Source organism: Streptomyces sp. 840.1 (assembly GCF_003751445.1).
In the GTDB taxonomy this organism is placed as follows: Bacteria; Actinomycetota; Actinomycetes; order Streptomycetales; family Streptomycetaceae; genus Streptomyces.
Window position 1 is genome coordinate 568239 of the sequence record NZ_RJUU01000001.1, and the last position, 21092, is coordinate 589330.

Genomic DNA, 21092 nt, shown 5'->3' on the forward strand with positions numbered 1-21092 from the left:
GCGGTCAGCCGAACAGACCGGCGAGGGCGCCGTACTCGTCGGGCCCCCAGGCGAACTCCGCTCCGTGGGCGGATTCGGGCCTGCGGTGGCGCAGCGCGAGCGGCAGCACCCGGTGCACGTGCCGGGGCTCGACCCGCCCCGCGCCCTCCAGGGCCGCCAGCGCGCGGGCGGCTTTGGCCACCAGGAGGTCGCCGCGTTGCCCGACGGCGCCGGACCGGGCGGCCGCCTCGGCGCAGAGCCTGCTGATGTCGTCGTCCAGGCGGACCTCGGTGAGCCGGTCGCGGGCGGCCAGCAGCTGTTCGCGCAGGCGCCCGTTCTCCTCGTGCGCGGCCAGCAGCCAGGCCGAGCCGTCGGTTTCGAGCTCTTCCTCGAAAGTGAGCACGGTGGTGATCATCCGGTGCCGCTGCTCGATGTCGAGCTCGGCCGCCGTGACCATCAGCCCGAAGCGGTCGAGCAACTGGGCGCGCAGGCTGCCCTCCTCCGGGTTCATGGTGCCGACGAGCCCGAAGGAGACATGGGTCTCGGTGTCGATGCCCTCGCGCTGGACGGACAGCACCCCCGTGGAGACGACGTCCAGGATGATGTTGACGATGTGGTCGTCCAGGAGGTTGACCTCGTCGATGTACAACAGCCCTTTGACGTGTGCCTCTTCGAGCAGTCCGGCCTGCCTCCTGGCCTCGCCCCGCATCAGCGCGTCCAGTTCCCAGCCGCCGAGCACCCGGTCGTCGGTCGCGTTGATCGGCAGGGTGACGGGCAGCCGGCCGCCGGTCATCAGCGCGAAGGCGCGGACGACGGTGGACTTGGCCGTGCCGCGCTGTCCCGCGATGAGGACGCCGCCGATTCCCGGGGCGACGAAGTTCAGCTCCAGCGCGAGCTTGAGCTCGTCCTGCCCGACGATTCGGCTGTACGGCAGGATCGGGACCGCCCGCGCCGGCTCACTCATGAAGGCGTCACCGTGGCCGTGGCGCGCTCCTCGCGTCCCGGCTGCCAGCGGAAGGTGACCTGGATCTGCGCCTGCGCACCGGTCTTCACCACGGCGGCCATCCCGGCCTCGAAGGTGATGCCGACCTGGAGCTCGATCTCGTCGGGCCGCAGCCCCTGCCCCAGGTCACCGAGCCTGCGCATGGCCTGGGAGGCGCACCGGCGGGCGAGGTCGAGGCCGTCCCCGTACAGATCGCCGGCCGCCCCCACCGCGCGCCTGGCCGCCGCCGCGGCGTCCCGGGTCTCCTCGCTGCCGTACAGGGAGTCCACGTCAGTGGCGGCCGCCCCGGTCGCGGTGTACGCCTCGGCGTCCACCACGACAGGTATCGGGCCGTCCTCCCCCGGTGCCACCGAGCCCACAACGACAGCCATACGCGCCCCCTGAATCACCAACCGACCTGTCCAGCAAGGTTACTGACGCGTTCTCACCTACCGCCGGGGTTTCCGGCAGGCTGATCAGATGATCTGCGGTTCGAAGTCCCAGAACGGCCGGTTGCGGGAGCGCGCCGAGATGGTATGGACGTGCTGCGCGCCCAGGGTGGTCACCAGATCGTCGAGCGCCTCCGACTCGACCTTCTCCGCCCGCTGCCGCTCGCGCAGTGCGCGCAGATCGGCCGCGTGGGCGATCCGGGCGGTCAGGGTCAGCGGGTGGGTCCTGCCGAGCACCTCGGTGGCACGGGCGATGACCGAGTCCGTCAGCGCCGTTGCGGACTCGGGGTCGCCGACGAGATTGCGGAGAGCGGCGGCGTTGACCGCGCAGCCCAGAGTCCAGGGGTGGTTCTCGCCCACCGCCCGGCCCATGTCCACGAGCGCCTCCTCCAGGAGGTGGTACGCCTGGTCCCGCTCCCCGACGCTGCGCAGGATCAGGGCGTGGTTGGCGCGGGTGCCCGCCACGTAGGGGTGCTGGTCGCCCAGCATGTCCACGTAGCCCTCGACGACCTTCTCGCTTATGGCGCGGGCCTGGTCGATGTCGGCGTGTTCGCGGGCGAAGAAGCTCTGGCTGGCCGCGAACATCATGGTGAGCGGGGCGGCCTCACCGAGCACCCGCTCACCCCGCTCCAGCACCCGGCTGAACAGCGCCGCCGCCTTGTTCCGCTCGCCCGAGCGGTACTGGCAGAGCGCGAGGTTGTGCTCGGCGGTCAGGGTCTGCGGGTTGTCCTGGCCCATCACGAGCCGGTGCACGCGGACGCTCTGGCTCTGGATCGACTCCGCCTCGGTGTAGCGCCCGAGCAGCCGGAGGTCGGTGGCGTAGTGGATCTCGGAGTAGAGGGTCCAGCTGTGGCGCGGGCGCAGCAGCTGGCGGCGCGATTCCAGGGTGCGCCGGTTGAGTTCAAGCGACTCCTCGTACCGTCCGAGCAGGCGCAGGGACGTACCGAGGTTGTTCTGCGCGCTGAGCGTGCGCGAGTCCTGGTCGCCCAGCAGTTCGCGGTACGAGGCCAGGATCCAGCCGGACATCTCGTGCGCCTCGTCGTACTGCCCGAGGCCGCGCAGGTCGGCCGCGAGACCGCCGGCCGCGCGCAGGTGTTCCAGGTCGTCGGCGCCCCGCTCGGCGCGCAGGTGGTCGACGGCGGCCCGTTCGATGACCTCGGTCCCGGCGTAGTCACCGACCGCGCGCAGCAGGTTGGCGTAGTTGTAGCTGAGGTCCCAGACGCGGGGGTGGTTCTCGCCCAGCAGCTCGCCCCAGGCCTTCATGGCGCGGGAGCCGAGCTTGATGCCGGCCCGGTACTCGCCGGAGAGGTACATGTAGCGCAGGCAATTGAGCACCAGCGAGTGCACCGCGGGGTCGGTGCTGCGCAGCACGTCGGCCCACTTCAGGTGCGGGGCGATCTCGGCGTACGCGGGCCACAGCCGGGTGTCGGTGGGGCGGCCCGGGTCTGCGGAGGCGAGGGCGCGGCGGACCACGTCGATGAATTCCTCGCGGTCGCGCTCCGGCATGTCCTTGCGGACGATCTGGTGGACCATCCGGTGCAGGTAGACGGACTCGCCGGACGACGTCTCGTCGATGACCGACTCGTGGGACTCCAGGCGGACCACGGAGTACTGGCGCAGCTGGCTGATCGCCTTGTTCCACAGCAGCGGGTCGTTCATCAGGCCGGACAGCTGCTCGGGCAGTTCGCCCGGCGGCATTTCCTTGAGCAGCCGTACGGGGATGGAGCCGGGGGCGAAGAAGCTGCACAGGCGCAGCAGGTCGACGGACTCGGGGACGGTGTCCCGGAGCTTGTTCAGCAGTATCGACCAGGCGGTCTGGAAGGCCAGCGGGAAGTCGGCGGAGACCTTGACGACGTCCTGGTCGATGCCGCCGCCGAGCAGCTCGATGTACTCCTCGACCGACATGTCGGAGTCGTTCAGCCAGCCGGCGGTCTGGTCGAGGAGCAGCGGGAGGTCCTCCAGCGCCTCGGCGAGCTGGTCGGCCTCGGGGCGGGTGAGGCGGGGGGCGCGGCGCAGGATGAAGGCGATCGATTCGTCGCGCGCGTAGACCGGTACCTCGACGAGGTTGCTGTTGTGCTCGCCCCACTCGGGGTTGCGGGAGGTGATCAGGACATGGCCGGGGCCGGTGGGCACCAGGTCCCAGATCTGTTCGGGTTCGTCCGCGCCGTCCAGGACCAGCAGCCAGTGCGAGTGCGGGTCGCCGCGGCGCAGCGAGTCGCGTACCGCGCGCAGCCGTTCGCCGTATTCGGCGCCGGTGGACAGGCCCAGTTCCGGGGCGAGTTCGGCGAGCTTCTGGCGGTAGAGGGCGCGCCGGTCGGCGGGTACCCACCACACCACGTCGTACTCGGAGCCGAAGCGGTAGACGTACTCGGCGGCCAGCTGCGTCTTGCCCACACCCGACATGCCGTGCAGGGTGACGACCCCCGCACCGGCGCCGGCGTCCTGGAGGGCCGTGTAGGCCTTGCTGAGCAGTTCCTCGCGGCCGGTGAAGCGGGTGTTGCGGCGCGGTACGCCGCCCCACACCTCGGGGGTGTCCGCCGGGTAGCGCGGGCCGGGCCGCGCCTCGGCGTCCTCGGGCAGCGGGTCGGTGGGCAGGCCCAGCCGCACCAGCAGCCGGCGTTCGGCCTCGTCCGCGCCGACGTTCGTCAGGTCCGCGGCGCCGAAGACGGAGGTGGCGCCGGGCAGGGCCGAGGTGGTGACGGACGCGGCGGCGAAGCGGTCCGGGTCGGGGGCGACGACCTCGCGCAGGGCGCGGTTCCACTCCTCGTGGCCGCGGGGTCCGACCTGGAAGTACCAGTCGCTGAGCAGGACCAGGATCCGGCCCCGGGAGAGCATCAGGTCGCGCAGGGCGTCCTCCAGCGGGACCTCGACCGGAGGGTCCCAGCGCTGCTGGACGACCGTCACCCCGCGCCGCTCCAGCCGGTCCGCGATCCACGCCGCCCAGGCCCGGTTGAAACCGGCGAAACTGAGGGTGACGGTCTGCGCCCCGGTTGCTCCAACTTGCTTACGCGTTCCGGGCATTCAACCGTCTCCCTGACCTCGTTGCGAGCTCTTTCAAGATACACCGGAGCCGCTCGCTCCGGCCGGAATCTCCTGGCCGCTCAGCTCCCGGATGATCCGTTCCTCTGCTGCCATATCACCTTGGCGGTGCTCACATAGGCCTCCGCGCGAGCCAGGTGACCCGTGGGTGGCGGCGAATCCTCCAGACGGTGGTAGACCGTGATCATCTCGTTGACGAGCACCCGGCCCTCGGCGGTCAGCGCGGCGGAGCCGGCCAGCACCGGCAGTACGGCGCCGACCTGTTGGCGGCAGCGCGCGTGTTCCGCCCAGGCCAGATCGCGGTGGGTGACCCGCCGCGCGCCGAGCGCGAACCGCTGCCAGTAGTCGGCCAGCGCCAGGTGCGAGTAGGCGCCCTGGAGCAGTCCGTCGAAGGGCCTGGGGTCGGAGCGCCACGGTGCGAAGTGGCGTGGGGTGGCGTCCTCGTGGTGCAGCCTGACGAGTGAGCCGAGCGCGGCGAGCTTGGTGTGCTGGAGTTCGTGCACGAGGGTCGAGGCGAAGTAGGCGGGCGTGGCGGGCTTGCTGCTGAGGACCGCGCCGAACGCCTCGCGCCGGGTGCCGCTGCAGTGGGCCGCGCCCTGGCCGGTCGGCCCGGACCCCGGCGGCGGCCCGAGCGGCACGAGGCAGCGCAGCAGGACGGCCGCCTCGGTGAGCCGGTGCTCGCCGCCCACGCGCAGCAGCGGTTCGACCCCGGACCAGGACTCGGTCCAGGCCTTGCGTTCGTGGTCGTCGATGTGGGTGGCGGCGCTCAGCCCGTGGCGTTCCAGGCCGGTGCCCCGGGTGCGGTACGGGTCGAGGTCGTCCAGCGGTACGGGGCGGGTGCCCGGCAGTACGGCCGGCAGGGTGAGCACCGGCAGCCAGCGTGGGTCGGCCGAGCTCATGGTGCCGTCGGGCAGCGCCCGTACCGACAGGGGCGGGGCGCCGGCCGGGCGGAGCGTCATCTCGGTTCCGTCGTAGCCGAGTCCGACCGGGCCCGGGTCCACCCGTGCCGCCCCCAGGGTGGGCAGCGAGAGCAGTCCTTCGCGGGCGGTGAGCCGGGTGGTGCAGGGCAGCCCGGCCCGGACCGAGGCTGCTGCGGCGAGGGCGCCGAGGTGGGCCAGGTCGGTGCGGAGTTCCGGGCCCGCGGCGGTGGTCGCGGTGAGGCCGCCCAGCAGCCGCTGCGCCCAGGGGCCGGCCATGGGGTGGAACAGCACGGTGCGCACGGCGGCCCGGTCGGTGCGTTCGGCCGCTTCGAGCAGCGCCCAGTCCTCGCGGAGCCGGTCCAGCGCTCCGGGCGGGCACACGGTCGCGGGGGCGGCCTCCGCGGCGTCGAGCAGGGCCCGCAGGAGGACGAGGCGGCGGGTGTCCTGGTCGCGGACGAGCAGGCCGAGGGAGTCGGTGTCGCCCTCGGTGCGGCCGAGTTCGCGCAGTACGCGATCGGGTATGGCGGGGCTCATGGGGGGTCTCCTGCGGTTGCGTCGGCGAGCCGGTCCGCGACGTGGCGGACCAGCCGTTCGAGGTCCGCGCAGTAGACGGACGGGTTGATGAAGCCGTTCTCTGCGCGGTAGCGGTGTGCGTAGTGGCCGCCGCCGCAGACGGTCAGCAGCGGGCAGGACCGGCAGGCGGCGGCCAGCGCGCCGGCTCCGGCCTGGCGGGCGGCGACGCCGGGGTGGCGCAGGGCGTCGTCGAAGGTGTGGCGGAACACGTCGAGTCCGGTGGCGGCGGCCGTGTCGTAGGCGGACTTGAGGGAGTCGACCTGTTCGATCGACCCGTCGGTCTCGACCACGACGGCGTTGACGGGGTCGAGCCCCAGGGATTCGGTGGCGGCGGGCAGGCCGAGGAGCAGGGCGACGCACTCCTCGAAGAGCCGGATCCGGGTCTCCCGCCGGGCCGCCGGCCACCAGCGGTCGAAGACGGCGCACAGCCAGTCGCCGTACGGGGTGGCGCGGCCCGACCCCGGGCCCCTGGGGATGCCCGCCGGGTCCGGCAGTCCGGGCGGCGGGCTGGTCCAGTTGCCGTGCGGCAGGAGCAGGTCCAGGGCCGGCGGGCGCAGGGCGAGCAGCGACTCGTACATCTCGACGGGGTCGGTGCGCGGGTCGACGACGGTGAGGATGCCCGCGTACGCGCCGGGGTGCCGGTCGGCGAGGAGCCGGGCGCCGCGTGCGGCGGCGGGCCAGGAGGGGCGCCCGGCGTGGTCGGTGCGCTGGGTGTTGTGGGCGGCCAGTCCGCCGTCCAGGCTGATGCCGATGCTGATGCCGTGCCGGGCGAGCACGGTGACGCCCGCGTCGGTGAGCAGCGTGGCGTTGGTCTGCACGGTGGCGTGGACGGTGCAGCCGGGCGGCACCCGCTCGCGCACCCGGTCGGCGAGTGCGGCCAGCCGGTCCGGGCCGGCGAGCAGGGGTTCGCCGCCGTGCAGCACCAGGGCGACGTGGAGCAGCCGGTGGGCGGCCGCGTGTTCCGCGATCCGGTCCGCGGTGCGCTCCAGGACGGCGGGCGCGGCGGCGGCCGGCCGGTCCCGCCAGGTGCGGTCCGGGCCCTCGTACAGGTAGCAGTAGCGGCAGGCGAGGTTGCAGCGGCCGTGCACCTTCACGATGAACTGCCCGAACGGTACGGGTGCGGGCGGGCCCGCGCGGCCGTCGGCCGGTTCCGGGCGCGGCCCGGCTCCGGGGAACGGCCCGCCGCTCCCGTCCGCGTACCGCCGCTCCCCCTGTGGCATCGCCCGTCGGGCCACTCCGGCACCCCCGTGCTGGTCGTCTGCCGGGACGGTCACCGGCACCGGCCCGGGGTGAGTATCCCCGGCGCCGGCGCGGGCAGACCCGTCCCGGTCGATGATGTCCTGATCGGCCGCGCCCCGGGCCGAAACCGTGCGGGTCCGGGGCGGGGCGCGGCGGGGCCGCCCGGCTCAGAAGGCGTTGTTGAACCCCCAGAGCATCTCCCGGGGCTGTTCGGCCCGGCCGCGCAGGTCCGCGACCACCTCCGACAGCACCGGGTGGCTCAGGGTCCGCAGGGTCTCCAGATCGAGACCCAGCAGATCCGGCAGCGCGCCCCCGGCTGCGGGCCCACCGCCGCCCGTGCCCGCGGGCACATCCGCCCCGTCATCACGTGTCGACTCGTCCATCACGCCTCCCCGTACTCAGCAGCGGGCCGCCCGCGCCGCGCTCGCCGTTGAGCGCGCACCGCCGGTCCCGCGTCCCTGACCCGCTTCGTCCCTCTGCCCGCGCCCCGGCCGGCGCCGGTCGCGCGCCGGCCGTGCCCGTATCCGGTCCGGGCGCACGGCTGTGCCGGGTGCTCGTCGTTGAGCACTCAGCGCTCCAGCTCGGCCAGCCGCTCGGCGGTACGGTCGCCCGCCGCGCCGCCGCCGTCCGGCAGCTTGCGCCACTCCAGGCGGGCCGCCCGGTACGCCTCTCGCGCGGCCCGGGGGCGCCCCGCTCTCTCATACGTCATACCCCGCCAGTGGTTGGCTGTAGCACCCAACTCCACGGACTCCCGCAGCTGTTGCGGACTCTCCAGCTCCGCTTCGGCCGTCGCGGCGGAGGCCGCGGCCGAGCGGAAGGCCTCCGCCGCCTCGTCGCGCCGGCTCGGCCTGACCAGTACGTCGGCGGCCTCCAGGAGCGCCCTGCCCAGCGCCAGCCAGCAGCGCGCCGCGGTCAGCGGGGCCGCGGCCTCCTGCGCGGCCAGGCCGAAGAGGTACTCGGCCTCCCGCAGGTCGACCCGGTCCGCGGTCGCCCGGTGCCGCAGCATCAGGGCCCGGCCGAGCATCAGCAGCCGCTCCGACTGGTCCGCGCCGCCGGCCGGCGTCTCGGTGCGGCAGTCGCGCAGCACCCGCACCGCGGCCCCGATGTGCGCCCCGCCGTCCGGGAGTTCGGCGCGGCGCAGCAGGGTGCCGCCCCATTCGGCCAGCAGGTCGGTGTGGGCGCGGGAGTCGCGGGGGATGCCGCGGGCCGCGCGGGCGAACCAGTCGGCGGCCGCCACGAGTTCGTCGGGGTCGCCGGTGTGCTCGTAGCGGGCGACCCGGACCCGTCCGGCCCTGGTCTGCAGCTGGGCGCGCTGGCGCTGCTCCCGTACGGTCTCCAGGGCCTGGCCGGTCAGGGTCGCGGCCTCCTCCGGTTCCTCGCCGGAGGCCAGCAGCGCGTCCACCAGGTCCAGCACGATGCGGACCTCGGTGCCCATGGTGTGCCGGCCGCCCTGGGCGAAGGCCGTGCGCAGCGAACGGGCGGCCTGCCGGGCGAACTCCCTGGACCGTTCGGTGTCCTCGGTGGCGCCGGCCAGTTTCAGCAGCGTCCGGCCGTGCTGGAGCGGGAGTGCGGCCGGCCGGTTCTCCTGGTCGGGCCAGGAGTCCGCGAAGGCCTCCAGCATCCCGCAGGCGCTCTGCAGCAGGGCGCTGTCGCCGTCGAGCCGCCACTGCGCCTCCAGGGCCCGCACCCGCTCCAGGGTGAGCGCCAGCGCCTCGGCCGGCGGGAGGCCGGGGGCCGCGCAGGCGGCGGTGTACTCGCGGTCGGCGCGGCGCAGGAGCTCCAGGGCGCCGCGCCGGTCGCCGCGCCGCCGCCGGTCGTCGGCCGCGGCGTGCAGCACCTTGGCCAGCACCGCCCGTTCGCGTACGGCGCCGGGGGCCGAGGCGGCGCGCCCGGCGGCGCGCTCGGCCTCGCGGAGCAGCTCGGCGCCGCCCTGCACCTCCCACAGACGCAGGACGCAGCGCGCGTACTGCGCCCAGAGTTCGGGGTCCGCGGACGGGCGCGGGCCGTTCTCGGCGGCGCCCCGCAGCAGCTGGACCGCGTCGATCAGGCGCTGCACCATCTTGTCGGCCTCGAACTGCCGCATCAGTTCGCGGGCCCGCTCCACGGCCGAGGTTGCGCCGGGGGCGGGGAGCTTCGGCGGGATCACGAATCTGTTGGGCACAGGCATGAATCGCTCCAGTACGCGGGCTGCGACCTCGGCAAAGGCGTGGGGCACGCGGGGGCCGTCGCTCCTCCCGGGCGCCTCGTCCGCCTCGTTCTCCTCGCTGTCCTCGCTCTCTTCCTGGTCGTCGCTCTCCTCGGCCGCCGGGCGCACGGCGGCCCCGTCGGCGTCTCGGGCGCCGAGGGGGAAGGGACCCGCCGTCGCGTCCCCGAGCTGGGCGAAGGCGAGGGCCGGGAAGTTGGGCCCGCCCTTGCCGAACCGCGTCTCGATGTACTGCGAACAGTGCTTGAGCACGAGCAGTGCCTCGTCCCGGCCCAGCGGGCCGAGCAGCGCCTCCTGGACGCCGGGTGCGAACGCGTACCACTGGCCGTACCGGCCGCCGGTGCCGTCGACGCGCAGGAGCAGGCCGCTGAGCAGCACCTCGGCCAGTTCGGACGGGCCCGACTGGGGCAGCATGGTGCGCTGCACGAGCTGCATCACCGGGAGGTAGAGGGGCGCGGCCGCGAGGTAGACGGCCAGCTGCCCGGCGGCGGGCGAGGCTGCCGAACGGAAGCGGCTGACCAGCTGGAGCGAGGACAGGGTGGAGCCGGAGCGCTGGACGGCCGCCGCCGGCTGGTCGGCCCGCACCCAGCCGACCGCTCCGGAGATCCGGGCCGCGCCGGTGCCGGAGAGCAGCCTGGCCCAGGCCGCCAGCGCGCCCGGCACCGGCGGGAGGACCGGGACGGCCAGGGCGCCGGGGTGGACGGCGGTGCCGGTTCCGGCGTCCTCGGTGACCTTCAGCAGGGTGGCTCCCGCGAGCCCGTCCCCGCGGGAGAGCGAACCGAAGGTGACCGGCAGCCGGGTGCGGTTCCACATGCGCTGCGGCAGTGGCTGGAGCACGGCGACCGGGGCCTGCCGGGCGAGCTGGTGCAGCAGCCGGTGGGCGCGTCCGCTGCGCCAGAGCGGTCCGGCGCAGTCGCTGATCATCACGGTGACCCGGCGTCCGGTCGGATCGCTGAGCCGGTCGGCGGAGTGCAGCGGGGCGTTGGCGGGGTCGGAGCTGCGGCTGACCGTGCAGCCGCCGTCCGGGCCCTGGTGCAGATAGCGCACCTGCACATCCCGGAAGGCGCCCAGCTGACCGAAGATCTGCTGCAGTTCCGCGAACATCCGGTCCCACACCAGCATCGACGACGAGGCGTCCATGACGCACTGGAGGATCGCGTCCCCCCGGCCGACGCCGCGGAACACCGGCATGACCATGCCGCCCGCACGGGCGCTGAGGTCGGCGGTCGCCGTCTCGTCCAGGGTGCGGCGCAGCGGGGCGGAGACCGGCCGGTAGCGCTGCAACGGGCGCAGTGCGCGGGTGAGTTCCAGGGGTGCGGGCAGGACGGGGGCGGCCGGAACGCCGAGCGGGAGCTCGGCGGCGCGGCCCGGCGCGGCGAACCGCCGGTCCGCCGGGAGAATGCCCCCGTCCCCGTCCCCGTCCCCGTATCCCGAGGCCGAGGTGCCCGGGACCGGGTACAGGGCGATGCGCCCGTCCCGGGCCGGCGGGTCGGCCGGCTCGCGGTACTCGCCGGGCCGGCCGGTGCCCGAGGCGCGGCCGCTCTTCGCGCCCGGCCGGTCCCGGACCCCCGGACCGTCCTGCTCCGGGTGGCTCCGGACGTCCGCGACCGGGGCCCCCGACTCGTCCGCGTCCTGCTCCTCCCCGCCGCCGGGCCGGCCGGTCAGCCGGGCCAGCCAGAGGGCGTCACAGAGCTGCTCGGCATCGGGGTCGAGCCCGGCCCCGCGCAGCCGGACCACCAGCTCCTGCAGCGGCTCCGCGTCGTACGGCTCCGAGGCGCCGGCCGCACCGGGCCGCGCGCCGGCGTCGTCCGCCCCGGGCATCAGTACCTCACCTCGGCCGGTCGAGCCGCTGGATGAGCAGTTCGGCCAGCCGGTCGCGGCCGGCCGGCGCAGCGGCGTGGGTGAGATAGATGGCGTTCAACAGCTGGTCCGTGGCGAGGAGTTCACTGCGCGACCGTTCCAGGAAGCGGGTGATGAGGTCCTCGCTGGAGCGGGCCGCCTCCTCGCCCAGATGGGCCTTGACGAAGGAGGCGAGGCGCTTGTGGTCGGGGCGGTCGAGCTCCAGGTGGATACAGCGGCGCATCAGGGGGGCCGGGAAGTCCCGCTCGCCGTTGCTGGTGAGGACGACGAAGGGGAACGCCCGGCACTGCACCCGGCCGCCCTTGATCCGTACCTTGTTGCCGTCGTGGTCCAGCACGTCCGCCTCGCCGTCGGGCAGCCGGTCCACGATCCGCTCCAGCTCGGGGATGGCGAACTCGCCCTCCTCCAGCACGTTGAGCAGGTCGTTCGGCAGGTCGATATCGCTCTTGTCGAGCTCGTCGATGAGCAGCACCCGGGGCCGGTCCGAGGGCAGCAGGGCGGTGCCGAGGGGGCCGAGCCGGATGTAACTGCCCACGTTCTGGGCCGAGTCGGATCCGACGACGCCGTCCGCGGCCGCGTGCGAGGCGATCTGGACGTCCTGCAGCCGGGCGATCGCGTCGTAGTGGTAGAGGCCGTCCAGGAGGGTGGAGCGGCTGACGATGGGCCAGCGCAGCACCTTGCCGAATTCGAGTTCGCGGGCGACGGAGTGGGCCAGGGTGCTCTTTCCGGCCCCCGGGTCCCCGGTGACGAGCAGCGGCCGCCGCAGATACAGCGCGGCGTTGATCATCTCGAGTTCCTCGGCGCCCGGCCGGTGCTCCTCCGCGATGCGTCCGGGGATGCCGAGGCGGCGGTCGGCCGAGTCGTTCCCGTCCGCCGGGGTTCCCCGGCCGCCGGAGAAGTCGCGCCAGGGCGGCGGGGGCGGCAACTGCGGTAAACCGTCGTGCGGTTCACCGATTCCTCGGTAGATGAGCCACTCACTCGGTTCACTCATGGCGTGGTCCTTGTGTCACTCGTCCGCCGGGCACGGCAGCTGGTCCGCCGGGGACGGCAGCCGTCGAACGTGCCTTACCGTAGCGATCAGGCGCACCCCCCGTAAGGGGATCGGCGCGGTCCTTCGGGTGATGTACGGCGCGTCCGGTCACGGCGCCTCCAGGAGTTCGTCCGAACCGGGCAGCGGATGGTGCGGATCGTCATAGAACAGGGTGATTCCGTCGGACCAGTACGTCTCGGTGCGTTCCGCACTCACTGCTTTTCTCAACTCCAGTATTTTCAGAGGCAGTCCGTCACGGGACCGGGCGTCGGACACGGCCTCGGCGACCCGTCGGTGGAACTCCCGGCAGACCGTGTCGGTCTCCGTCGGCCGCCGTTGCAGCAGGGCCACTCCGAAGCCGGTCTCCAGCACCCGGACCGCCCCGGCCGTGATCTCCGGGTCCGGCCGGCTGCCGTAACGGCAGAGCACCGGCACGCTGTCGTGGGCCAGAGTGCGCAGCTGCGCGACCTCCGGTACGCGTACCCGCAATTCGTTCTCGCAGTCGACGACTTCGGCCCGTGTCGCGGCGCCCGGAGTGAGCTTCCAGCGCGCCAGGCGCTCCTCGGCCGGCCCGTGTACGGCGCTGCGAAGGACCACCGGGCGCAGGACGCCGAGCGGCAGGCCGTCCGGGGGGAGCTCCCAGCGGTCGACCTCCAGGCCGAACAGCGCGGGGGTGACGGCGACCTGCAGCAGGGCGGGACTGCCCGGCTCGTCGCACTGCCGGAAGGCCTCGGTCAGCGCGGCCGCGAGCCGGCCCGGCAGCGGGTCGAGCACGGCGCCCTGGCTGTCCTCGTCGACGGGCAGCATCTCCCCGGTGTGGCGGACGACGCCGATCCGCCAGTCGTAGCGGTCCCGGGCCCAGCCCTGGGGTTCCAGCGCCAGCAGGACGCAGGGGCGTTCGCCGTGGCGGACGGGACCGCCCGTCCGGACGCCGGCCTGGCGGCGGTTCTCCTCCAGGCGGAGCCGGACGGCCGCCCACTCCATGGCGAGCTGCCGGCGGAAGTCCCGGGAGAGCTCCTCCTCCGCGATCCGCTTCACCCATTCCCACAGCGACTTGGCCGCTGTCCTGGTGGAGGGCACGTCGAAGGGCCGGTCGGCGGCGAGGACGCCCATGCAGTAGCGCAGGACCAGTTCGAGCGGGGCGTCCCGGTCGCGGGCGCGGGTGTCGTACAGGGCGCCCAGCCCGTCCCGCCAGCCGCGCGGGGCCGGGCGGTGGTCACGGGAGTGGACGCCGGGCAGCGCGTCCAGGATGAGGAGCAGGCCGCGGGTGCTGACCGGGGGCGGGAACTCTGCGAGCCGCCCGAGCAGGTCGGCCCGCCGTTTGGGGCCGAGCACGCCGCCGGGCGGGGACGCCAGCTCGCTCTGCACGTCGGCCCAGGTCCGCTCGGTGCTGGCCGGGCTGTTGTGCCGGTCCGCGTGGTAGCGGTCGTGGGCGTGGAAGACGGACTGGTAGGTGTCGTCGGCCTCGGTCTCCACGGGCGCGGACGGCACCTTCAGGGTGCGCAGCCGCTCGATCCCCACGGCCGTTCCGCCCTGGTGGTTGTCGAGCCGCGACTTGATCACCCCGACCACCTCGCCCCGGGCGAGATCGACCACGGGCCCGCCGGACATGCCCGGCTCCAGCCAGTCGCCGTCGAGCCGGACGACCTGTTCGGCGTCGTCCGACGCGCCGTAGGCCCCCTTCACCACGCAGACGCCGCTGCGCTTCAGCAGCCCGCCGCCCTGCGAGGGCGCCCAGCCCACGCAGTGGATCTCCCGGCTGCGGAGCATCGCCTCCGAGCGCTCGGTGACGTACACGCAGGTGTGCTCGACGGGCCGCTGGAGCTTGATGAGCGCGAGATCGGGGGCCGGCCAGCCGGTGAGGCCCTGCGGGCGGGCGCCGGGCATGGCGACGACGACCTTGCCCGGCACCTCGCTCAGTTCGGTGCTGTAGCGGTCCTCCTTGAACCACACGTTCACCACGCCCCCCTCCCCCCGCATCGCCACGTGCGCACACGTGAGGATCCAGCTCGGCGCGATGAAGAAACCGCTCCCCAGGAACTCCCCGCCGGGTCCGTCATGGGCATACCCGGCCCCGGGTCGATGGATGCGCACGGTCGCGTCATGCACGAGGCCCATGAGAGCAGTCTCCGACTGCCCCGGGCCCCCCTCTGCGCCCCCGTCGCCCTCGGAGCTCATGCCCCGCCGCCGGTGGTGTCGCCCGCCCCGTCCGGATGCGCCGGGGCGCCGGGGGACGCACCGGCGGGCGGGCCGGGGGGCGCGGGCGCCGGTGCGACCGGCGGCGCCCCCGGGGGCGCGAACGGAACCGGCGGCACGTACCCCGGCGTCCCGGCCGGCCCGGGGGCCTGCGCGGGTACGGGGGCGGGCGCGGGCGGGGGTGGGTCGACGGGCGGCCCGCCGCCGTTCCAGGTGAGCGTGACCTTGATGGCCCCCTTGGCCTCGCCGTCCGCGAGGAGCCCGACGATCCGGCCCGACTTGGCGGTGAGCTCGATCCCGAACTCGACACTCACCTCGTCCGGCCGCACGGCGCGCAGCGGCACGGCGAGCGAGCGCGCGACGCTGGTCACCACACCTTGCAGGCTCTCGACCCGGGCCTGCACCTGGTCCGCGATGTCGCCGAACCCGGTGTCCGTGTACGTCGGACCGGACCCGGGCGCCGGACCGTCCAGCTCCTCGGCTCCCGAGATCCGGGCCCAGACCGGCGTGCCGTCCGGCATCTCAATGCGCGTAATACGGGCCACACTGTCGCTCATGACACCCCCCGCTCCCCAACTACCCGCAGGTTAACGGCCGTAGTCGGCCGATGCGAGGTAGTTGGACATGACGCAGATGCTCGGCGGCCCGGTTCTCGGCCGGTCCGCACGGCCGGGAGCGTCCTCTTGCGTGCGGGCCGGCCGGCCGGCGGGGAAAGGGCCCGCCGCTCATGGAAGCGGCGGGCCCGGCAGATCACCCCTGGTTCCACCAGATGAGGCCGGTGACGACGGCCCCGCCGACTGCGGACGCCAGGCCGTAGACCAGTCCATGACCGGCGGTGAGCGCGAGGGACCGCAGATCACGGCGCCGCCCCGCCGGGACGTCTCCCCCGGCGGACGGCACCGCTGGCAGGGCGCCGCGCGACGCCTGGCGCCGCGAGGGGAGGGCCGACGTGCCTTCCGAATCGCCCGTAGGCTCGAATGCGCAACCCATGGTTCTCTCCTTTGATCGGTGGAGCTACTGGGCAAGGCACGCGGCCTCCTGTTCACAGCAGGGGGCCGCAGCCGTTTCGTACGCCTCCTCTCGGCATCACTCGTCCGTCACTCCACGACTCCGGGCAGGGGCCCGGAGGGGTCGTCGTAGTACAAGACAATGCCGTCGGGCCGGTCGCGCCGACCGGCTCTGAAATCGGCGCCTCCCCCATGGCAGTGCGCCTCGGCCGTCGGCGGAATGCCCCACGGACGGCGTCGGCCACCCGATCCCGCCCCGGCCGTGCGAAGCGATGGTCATCGGGGCGGCACAGCACCGGCACCGTTCGGCATCGGCTCCCCTCCCCGCACGTTCCCCGCCCGGCCTGTCAGGCCGTAGCCGGACGCCGGGCGATGGATGCGTACGGTGGCGTCCTCCACCAGGCCTCTCGGGCCATGGCGCATGGCGAGCTTCACGAGGACCTGCGGCGTGCGGGGCCAACGCGCTTCACTAAACTTGCGCCATGTACTTCACCGACCGCGGTATCGAGGAGCTGGAGAAGCGGCGAGGCGAGGAAGAGGTCACCTTCGAGTGGCTCGCCGAGCAGCTTCGTACGTTCGTCGACCTGAACCCCGACTTCGAGGTGCCGGTCGAGCGCCTCGCCACCTGGCTGGCCCGGCTGGACGACGAGGACGAAGACGAGGACTGATCAGCGCAGGATGTTCAGGGCCCGTCCGGCCCGCCGTCCCTGATCCGGTCGTACGCGAGACCGAGCGCACCGTGCACCATCAGCAACGCCCCGGCGAAGACCCAGCCGCCGCTGCGCCGGCCGGCTCCCCAGAGGGCGAGCGGGAGTCCGGCTGCCAGCTGGGCGCCGGCCAGGGCGCGGGCCCGGGGCCCGCGCATCCAGGGGCCCATGCGGCCGTTCTCGACCGCGTCGAGCTCGACCCTCACCGCGTCGCGCCAGCCGGCCCACGTGATCAGCTCGGCCTCGGGCCGGGCACCGGCTCCGGCGGTCAGTGCGGCGGCGGGTTCACCGGGGTCGAGCCCGGCCGGGAGCGTCAGCCCGATGCGGGTGAGGACGGCGAGCAGCCCGCGCAGCCGGGTGCGGGCGTCCGCCTCCGGGTCGGGGCGGGTGAGGGCTTCGAGCGCCTGGACGTCCGGTACGGGATCGAGGCCGAGCCGCTCGGCGAACGTACGCATCGCCTCGTCCTCGCCCACCGGGGTCCCGTCCGCGAGCCAGACGTAGCCGACCGGCCGGCGGAAGCCCGCGGCCAGGGTGCAGCCGGCCCGGTCGCCGTCCCACCAGAGCGCGAGGACCGGCCAGGTGGAGCCGACCGCGAGTGCGGTGGCCCAGCCTCCCAGCACCCGCTCGACGGGTTCGGCCGGCTCCCCCGCGCCCCGTTCGCGCCGGTCCTGCCAGGGCGTTCCCTCGGGCACGAGGACGCTCCACCCCTCTCCGGCGGGCGCGAGCAGCATCCGTTCGCGCAGCAGGTGGGCGACCGGCCGTACGGCATCGGGTTCGGCCCGGCACAGCAGCAGTGCACCCACGGGTGATGTCGCGTCCATGCGTCACACCGTAGGACAGTTCAGCGGGATTCATTACCCTTTGGGGCGATTTGGGCTATCGACCTCACTTCGGCGTCCGCCCCGACCGGCCTTGACTTCCCCCATCCGCGATATATCGTGTTCTGCAAGAGACGCGATATGTTGCGTCGTTCGCGCTCCCCGGGAGGTCAGATCCATGCCTGTGTCGACGTGGGCCATCGCCGAGCCTCAGAAACTCACCTTCGACGAACCCGTGACGGCGCTCAGGGTGCGCATCGTCAACGGCACGGTCAATGTCGTCGGCACCGACGAACCGACCGCCCGGCTCGAGGTCACCGGTATCGAGGGACCGCCGCTGATCGTGACCCAGCAGGACGGCGTCCTCACCGTCACCTACGAGGACCTGGCCTGGCAGGGCCTCCTCAAGTGGTTCGACCGCAAGGGCTGGCACCGCAACGCGGCCGTCTCCCTCGCCGTCCCCGCCGGATCGGGCGTTGAGGTCGGCGTGGTCGGCGCAGGGGCGTTCGTCTCCGGAATCCGCGGCCGTACGGACGTACGCGGCGTCACCGGCGACACCACCCTCGTCGGACTCGCGGGCCCGGTCGGCGCGGAGACCGTGTCCGGCAACCTGGAGGCCCAGGCCGTCACCGGTGATCTGCGCTTCCACTCGGTCTCGGGCGACCTGACGGTCATAGAGGGCGCCGGCATCTCCGTACAGGCCGAATCGGTCAGCGGCGACATGGTCCTCGACCTGGACCCGACCGGCCGCCCCACGGACATCCGGCTCACCACCGTCTCCGGCGAGGTCGCCATCCGGCTGCCGCACCCGGCGGACGCGAAGGTGGAGGCGAACACCGCGAGCGGCTCCGTCTCCAACGGCTTCGAGGACCTCCGGGTCAACGGCCAGTGGGGCGCGAAGCGGATCACCGGCACGCTCGGCTCCGGGGCCGGGACGCTGAAGGCGACAACGGTCTCGGGGTCCATCGCCCTGCTCCGCCGCCCCCCTGCGGAGGACGACGCGCACGCCGCCGAGCCGACCGGAAAGGTGCTCTGACATGCCCCCCGTATTCGCCCACGGCCGCCTGCGCCTCTACCTGCTGAAGCTGCTCGACGAGGCGCCCCGCCACGGCTACGAGGTGATCCGGCTGCTGGAGGAACGCTTCCAGGGGCTGTACGCACCCTCGGCCGGCACGGTCTACCCGCGGCTGGCCAAGCTGGAGGCCGAGGGCCTGGTCACCCACGCCACCGAGGGCGGCCGCAAGGTCTACTCGATCACCGACGCCGGCCGCGCCGAACTCGCGGGACGCACCGGCGAACTGGCCGATCTGGAGCTGGAGATCCGGGAGTCGGTCTCCGAGCTGGCCGCCGAGATCCGCGACGACGTGCGAGGGGCGGCCGGCAAGCTGCGCAGCGACATGCGCGCCGCCGCCGACGAGTCCCGGCACACCACCGGCTCCCGTCCGGGCGGGAAGGCCGGCAAGGAGTCCCCCTTCGGCGGATTCGGGGACTTCGGGGGCCTCGGCGACCTGTCCGACCTCAGCGACAAGGAGGCGTGGCGGACCGCGAAGGAGGAGCTGCGCAAGGCCCGGCAGGAGTGGAAGGAGCAGGCCCGCCGGGCGAAGGACGAGTCCCGCCGCGCCCGCGAGGACGCCCAGCAGGCCCGCCGCCAGGCCAAGGAGGCCCAGGACCGGGCGCGCGAGCAGATGCAGAACGCCGCCCGCCAGGTCCAGGAGCACTTCGCCCGGGGCGACTGGCCGGCCGGGGTACGGGAGGGTCTCGCGGAGATCACCGGCCAGCTGGGCGCCTTCGCCCGCACCGGCACCCGGCCTCCGTACAGCGAGCCCGAGCCCGCAGGCGCCGACCCCGACTGGGGCAAGGACTCGGGCGGCACGGGCGACCCCGCACGCGATCTGGACCGCCTGCTCGACCGCTTCCGGGACGACATCCGGGACGCGGCCAGGGACCGGGGGGTGACGGAGGAGCAGCTCACGGACGCCCGCCGCCACCTGTCGACGGCGGCGGCCCACATCGGGGCGCTCCTGCGCAAGGACGCCGACGGCGGTACGAAGTAGGGACCGGCGGCGGTGCGAAGCACGCAGCGGCGGGCGACCGGGGGTGTTCCCCGGTCGCCCGCCGCTCGTCCCGGCCCCCGGTCCGGGGAAGGCCCCGGGCCGACCGCCGCTCGGCGCGCTCCCGTTCAGCCCGCCCTGCGGTCCTGCTGCGCGCCACCGTCCCCGTAGAGCGCGCGCTCGACCGCCGCGTAGCTCGCACCGTGCTCGGCGAGCACGTCGGCGACGACACCGGGGGACGCGGCCAGGGCCAGAAGCAGGTGTTCCTCGCCGATGAACCTGTCGCCCCGGCCGAGCGCGATGCGCAGGGACTTCTCCAGGATCGTCTTGGACCCGCGGGTGAACCGGCCGCCGATCCGCTTGCGGCGGTCCGCCTGCCCGTCCCGCAGGGCCCCCTCACCGTGCGCCTCCTCGACGCGGGAGACGATCGCGGTGAGATCGATACCGATGCCCGCGAGGGCGTCGGCATCGGCCTGCGTCATGCCGCCGCGCCTGCGCGCTTCGGCCAGCGCGGCCTCCACCGACGCCCTGCGGTCCGTGAGGCCCAGCGCGGCGGCGGCGAAGGAGGCCCGGCCGCCCTCCTGGTCCAGCAGCGCGAGCAGCAGATGCTCCTCGGTGACCGGGCCGGCCCCGGTCCGGTCGGCGTGGGTGACGGCGCCGGTCACGGTGGCGCGGGCGCCCCTGGTGAATCGCTCGAACATCAATGCCTCCCGTACTTCTTGTGCACGGCCTGGCGGCTGACGCCCAGTTCGGCCGCGATCTCCTGCCACGACCAGCCCTGGACCCGGGCGCTTCTGACTTGTACGGCTTCGAGTTGTTCCAGCAGTCGTCGCAGCGCGGCGACCGACCGCAGCCCCACCCGGGGGTCGTGGTCGCCGGCGCGTGCGGCGAGTTCCGTCGCTTCGGTCATAGCTGTCAACTTACATTGACACGACCTCGCGTGTCAATCCTGGTTGACAGTCAGCACGATCTTCCCGAACTGGTCGCCCGAGGCGAGGCGCTCGAAGCCCTCCCGGGCCCGGTCCAGCGGCAGCACCTCGTCGATGACGGGCCGCACCCCGGTGGTCGCGCAGAACGCCAGCAGGTCCTCCAGTTCGCCCTTGGACCCCATCGTCGAGCCGACGATCTTCAGCTCCAGGAAGAAGATCCGGGTCAGTTCGGCGTGCGAGGGCCGGTCACCGCTGGTGGCGCCCGAGATGACCAGCGTGCCCCCGGGGCGCAGCGACTTGACGGAGTGGGACCAGGTCGCGGCGCCGACCGTCTCGATGACGGCGTCGACGCGGTGGGGCAGCCGCGCGCCGGGCTCGTACGCCTCGACGGCGCCGAGTTCGACGGCCCGCTCGCGCCTGGCCTCGTCGCGGCTGGTGGCGTAGATCCGCAGTCCGGCGGCCCGGCCGAGCACGATCGCGGCGGTCGCGACACCGCCGCCGGCGCCCTGGACGAGCACCGAGTCGCCGGGCCGCACCCCGGCGTTGGTGAAGAGCATCCGGTACGCGGTCAGCCAGGCGGTGGGCAGACAGGCGGCCTGCTCGAAGGTGAGCTCCTTCGGCTTGGGCAGCACGTTCCACGTGGGGACGGTGACCTGCTCGGCGAAGGTGCCCTGGTGGCGTTCGGTGAGGATGGAGCGGGGCTCGTCCGGCCCGACTCCGTGTCCGGTCTGGCCGATGACGGAGTGCAGGACGACCTCGTTGCCGTCCTGGTCGGTCCCGGCGGCGTCGCAGCCGAGGATCATCGGCAGCTTGTCCTCCGCGAGGCCGACGCCGCGCAGGGACCAGAGGTCGTGGTGGTTGAGGGAGGCGGCCCGGACGTTGACGGTGGTCCAGCCCGGACGCGCGCCGGGAGCGGGGCGTTCGCCCAGCTCAAGGCCGTTGAGGGGGTGGTCGCGGTCGAGGCGGGATGCGTAGGCGGCGAACATGGGGCCGACGATAGGCCGGGCGGCGGTCCGGTGTAACCGGCTGCGGGTGTGACACGCGCCGCGCGGCAACAGGCCCCTCTGCGACACGTGACACGTGCCGCGCGGAAACAAGCCTCTCCGGCGT

The 21092-nt window shown here is 73.9% G+C and carries 18 protein-coding genes; 3 read left to right on the forward strand and 15 right to left on the reverse strand.

Annotated elements, in window-relative coordinates; translation table 11 throughout:
• Window positions 1-4: 4 nt before the first annotated feature.
• The 11 genes from EDD93_RS02465 to EDD93_RS02515 all read right to left on the reverse strand — a co-directional run bounded on the left by EDD93_RS02465 (window position 5) and on the right by EDD93_RS02515 (window position 15460).
• On the reverse strand, window positions 5-943 hold the full coding sequence (locus EDD93_RS02465) for an AAA family ATPase (protein ID WP_123523596.1): 939 nt from the start codon (window positions 941-943) through the stop codon (window positions 5-7).
• A complete protein-coding gene (locus EDD93_RS02470; protein WP_260255594.1) occupies window positions 940-1353 on the reverse strand; it encodes a CU044_2847 family protein in 414 nt (137 codons plus the stop codon). Before EDD93_RS02470 ends, EDD93_RS02465 begins: the two co-directional genes overlap by 4 nt.
• A gap of 84 nt (window positions 1354-1437) precedes the next feature.
• Window positions 1438-4431 carry an FxSxx-COOH system tetratricopeptide repeat protein gene (fxsT, locus tag EDD93_RS02475; protein ID WP_123523598.1) on the reverse strand — a complete coding sequence of 998 codons (2994 nt, stop codon included), beginning with the start codon at window positions 4429-4431 and terminating at the stop codon, window positions 1438-1440.
• An 80-nt stretch (window positions 4432-4511) separates the two neighbouring features.
• Window positions 4512-5903, reverse strand: a complete 1392-nt coding sequence (locus EDD93_RS02480; protein WP_123523599.1) for an aKG-HExxH-type peptide beta-hydroxylase — start codon at window positions 5901-5903, stop codon at window positions 4512-4514.
• A complete protein-coding gene (locus tag EDD93_RS02485; RefSeq protein WP_123523600.1) occupies window positions 5900-7162 on the reverse strand; it encodes an FxsB family cyclophane-forming radical SAM/SPASM peptide maturase in 1263 nt (420 codons plus the stop codon). Before EDD93_RS02485 ends, EDD93_RS02480 begins: the two co-directional genes overlap by 4 nt.
• A gap of 186 nt (window positions 7163-7348) precedes the next feature.
• Window positions 7349-7564: an FxSxx-COOH cyclophane-containing RiPP peptide gene (gene fxsA / locus EDD93_RS02490; RefSeq protein WP_123523601.1), complete on the reverse strand. Its 216-nt coding sequence runs from the start codon at window positions 7562-7564 to the stop codon at window positions 7349-7351.
• A 185-nt stretch (window positions 7565-7749) separates the two neighbouring features.
• Entirely contained in the window at window positions 7750-11205 is a 3456-nt protein-coding gene (locus tag EDD93_RS02495; RefSeq protein WP_123523602.1) for an SAV_2336 N-terminal domain-related protein, read from the reverse strand.
• Between the two features lie 7 nt (window positions 11206-11212).
• Complete coding sequence (locus EDD93_RS02500) at window positions 11213-12235, reverse strand: MoxR family ATPase (RefSeq protein WP_123523603.1); 1023 nt, start codon at window positions 12233-12235, stop codon at window positions 11213-11215.
• A 147-nt stretch (window positions 12236-12382) separates the two neighbouring features.
• Window positions 12383-14392 (reverse strand): trypsin-like peptidase domain-containing protein, encoded by a 2010-nt coding sequence (locus EDD93_RS02505; RefSeq protein ID WP_123523604.1) that lies wholly within the window; start codon window positions 14390-14392, stop codon window positions 12383-12385.
• 56 nt (window positions 14393-14448) lie between these two features.
• On the reverse strand, window positions 14449-15027 hold the full coding sequence (locus EDD93_RS02510) for a CU044_2847 family protein (protein WP_123523605.1): 579 nt from the start codon (window positions 15025-15027) through the stop codon (window positions 14449-14451).
• A gap of 193 nt (window positions 15028-15220) precedes the next feature.
• On the reverse strand, window positions 15221-15460 hold the full coding sequence (locus tag EDD93_RS02515; RefSeq protein ID WP_123523606.1) for a hypothetical protein: 240 nt from the start codon (window positions 15458-15460) through the stop codon (window positions 15221-15223).
• Between the two features lie 499 nt (window positions 15461-15959).
• Between EDD93_RS02515 and EDD93_RS02520 the strand changes: the two genes are divergently transcribed.
• Entirely contained in the window at window positions 15960-16145 is a 186-nt protein-coding gene (locus EDD93_RS02520; protein WP_064729792.1) for a DUF6104 family protein, read from the forward strand.
• A 14-nt stretch (window positions 16146-16159) separates the two neighbouring features.
• Here EDD93_RS02520 and EDD93_RS02525 read toward each other — a convergent pair whose 3' ends face one another.
• Complete coding sequence (locus tag EDD93_RS02525; protein ID WP_123523607.1) at window positions 16160-17005, reverse strand: hypothetical protein; 846 nt, start codon at window positions 17003-17005, stop codon at window positions 16160-16162.
• Between the two features lie 175 nt (window positions 17006-17180).
• Between EDD93_RS02525 and EDD93_RS02530 the strand changes: the two genes are divergently transcribed.
• A complete protein-coding gene (locus EDD93_RS02530) occupies window positions 17181-18038 on the forward strand; it encodes a DUF4097 family beta strand repeat-containing protein (protein WP_123523608.1) in 858 nt (285 codons plus the stop codon).
• Window position 18039: 1 nt separating this feature from the next.
• Entirely contained in the window at window positions 18040-19056 is a 1017-nt protein-coding gene (locus tag EDD93_RS02535) for a PadR family transcriptional regulator (RefSeq protein ID WP_123523609.1), read from the forward strand.
• 125 nt (window positions 19057-19181) lie between these two features.
• Here EDD93_RS02535 and EDD93_RS02540 read toward each other — a convergent pair whose 3' ends face one another.
• Genes EDD93_RS02540 through EDD93_RS02550 form a run of 3 tightly spaced genes read right to left on the reverse strand, consistent with a single transcriptional unit; the run spans window position 19182 to window position 20968 of the window.
• Window positions 19182-19754 (reverse strand): Clp protease N-terminal domain-containing protein, encoded by a 573-nt coding sequence (locus EDD93_RS02540; RefSeq protein ID WP_123523610.1) that lies wholly within the window; start codon window positions 19752-19754, stop codon window positions 19182-19184.
• Window positions 19754-19963, reverse strand: a complete 210-nt coding sequence (locus EDD93_RS02545; protein ID WP_123523611.1) for a sigma factor-like helix-turn-helix DNA-binding protein — start codon at window positions 19961-19963, stop codon at window positions 19754-19756. Before EDD93_RS02545 ends, EDD93_RS02540 begins: the two co-directional genes overlap by 1 nt.
• Window positions 19964-19996: 33 nt before the next feature.
• Window positions 19997-20968 (reverse strand): zinc-binding dehydrogenase, encoded by a 972-nt coding sequence (locus EDD93_RS02550; protein ID WP_123523612.1) that lies wholly within the window; start codon window positions 20966-20968, stop codon window positions 19997-19999.
• Window positions 20969-21092 lie beyond the last annotated feature (124 nt).

What these genes read in the sequence shown, in the direction of transcription:
- EDD93_RS02510 (WP_123523605.1), bottom strand. Translation starts at nt 15,027, where the DNA reads ATGAGCGACAGTGTGGCCCGTATTACGCGCATTGAGATGCCGGACGGC.
- EDD93_RS02465 (WP_123523596.1), bottom strand. Translation starts at nt 943, where the DNA reads ATGAGTGAGCCGGCGCGGGCGGTCCCGATCCTGCCGTACAGCCGAATC.
- EDD93_RS02525 (WP_123523607.1), bottom strand. Translation starts at nt 17,005, where the DNA reads ATGGACGCGACATCACCCGTGGGTGCACTGCTGCTGTGCCGGGCCGAA.
- EDD93_RS02530 (WP_123523608.1), top strand. Translation starts at nt 17,181, where the DNA reads ATGCCTGTGTCGACGTGGGCCATCGCCGAGCCTCAGAAACTCACCTTC.
- EDD93_RS02505 (WP_123523604.1), bottom strand. Translation starts at nt 14,392, where the DNA reads ATGGGCCTCGTGCATGACGCGACCGTGCGCATCCATCGACCCGGGGCC.
- EDD93_RS02500 (WP_123523603.1), bottom strand. Translation starts at nt 12,235, where the DNA reads ATGAGTGAACCGAGTGAGTGGCTCATCTACCGAGGAATCGGTGAACCG.
- fxsA (WP_123523601.1), bottom strand. Translation starts at nt 7,564, where the DNA reads ATGGACGAGTCGACACGTGATGACGGGGCGGATGTGCCCGCGGGCACG.
- EDD93_RS02495 (WP_123523602.1), bottom strand. Translation starts at nt 11,205, where the DNA reads ATGCCCGGGGCGGACGACGCCGGCGCGCGGCCCGGTGCGGCCGGCGCC.
- EDD93_RS02520 (WP_064729792.1), top strand. Translation starts at nt 15,960, where the DNA reads ATGTACTTCACCGACCGCGGTATCGAGGAGCTGGAGAAGCGGCGAGGC.
- EDD93_RS02515 (WP_123523606.1), bottom strand. Translation starts at nt 15,460, where the DNA reads ATGGGTTGCGCATTCGAGCCTACGGGCGATTCGGAAGGCACGTCGGCC.
- EDD93_RS02540 (WP_123523610.1), bottom strand. Translation starts at nt 19,754, where the DNA reads ATGTTCGAGCGATTCACCAGGGGCGCCCGCGCCACCGTGACCGGCGCC.
- EDD93_RS02550 (WP_123523612.1), bottom strand. Translation starts at nt 20,968, where the DNA reads ATGTTCGCCGCCTACGCATCCCGCCTCGACCGCGACCACCCCCTCAAC.
- EDD93_RS02535 (WP_123523609.1), top strand. Translation starts at nt 18,040, where the DNA reads ATGCCCCCCGTATTCGCCCACGGCCGCCTGCGCCTCTACCTGCTGAAG.
- EDD93_RS02480 (WP_123523599.1), bottom strand. Translation starts at nt 5,903, where the DNA reads ATGAGCCCCGCCATACCCGATCGCGTACTGCGCGAACTCGGCCGCACC.
- EDD93_RS02485 (WP_123523600.1), bottom strand. Translation starts at nt 7,162, where the DNA reads ATGCCACAGGGGGAGCGGCGGTACGCGGACGGGAGCGGCGGGCCGTTC.
- EDD93_RS02470 (WP_260255594.1), bottom strand. Translation starts at nt 1,353, where the DNA reads ATGGCTGTCGTTGTGGGCTCGGTGGCACCGGGGGAGGACGGCCCGATA.
- EDD93_RS02545 (WP_123523611.1), bottom strand. Translation starts at nt 19,963, where the DNA reads ATGACCGAAGCGACGGAACTCGCCGCACGCGCCGGCGACCACGACCCC.
- fxsT (WP_123523598.1), bottom strand. Translation starts at nt 4,431, where the DNA reads ATGCCCGGAACGCGTAAGCAAGTTGGAGCAACCGGGGCGCAGACCGTC.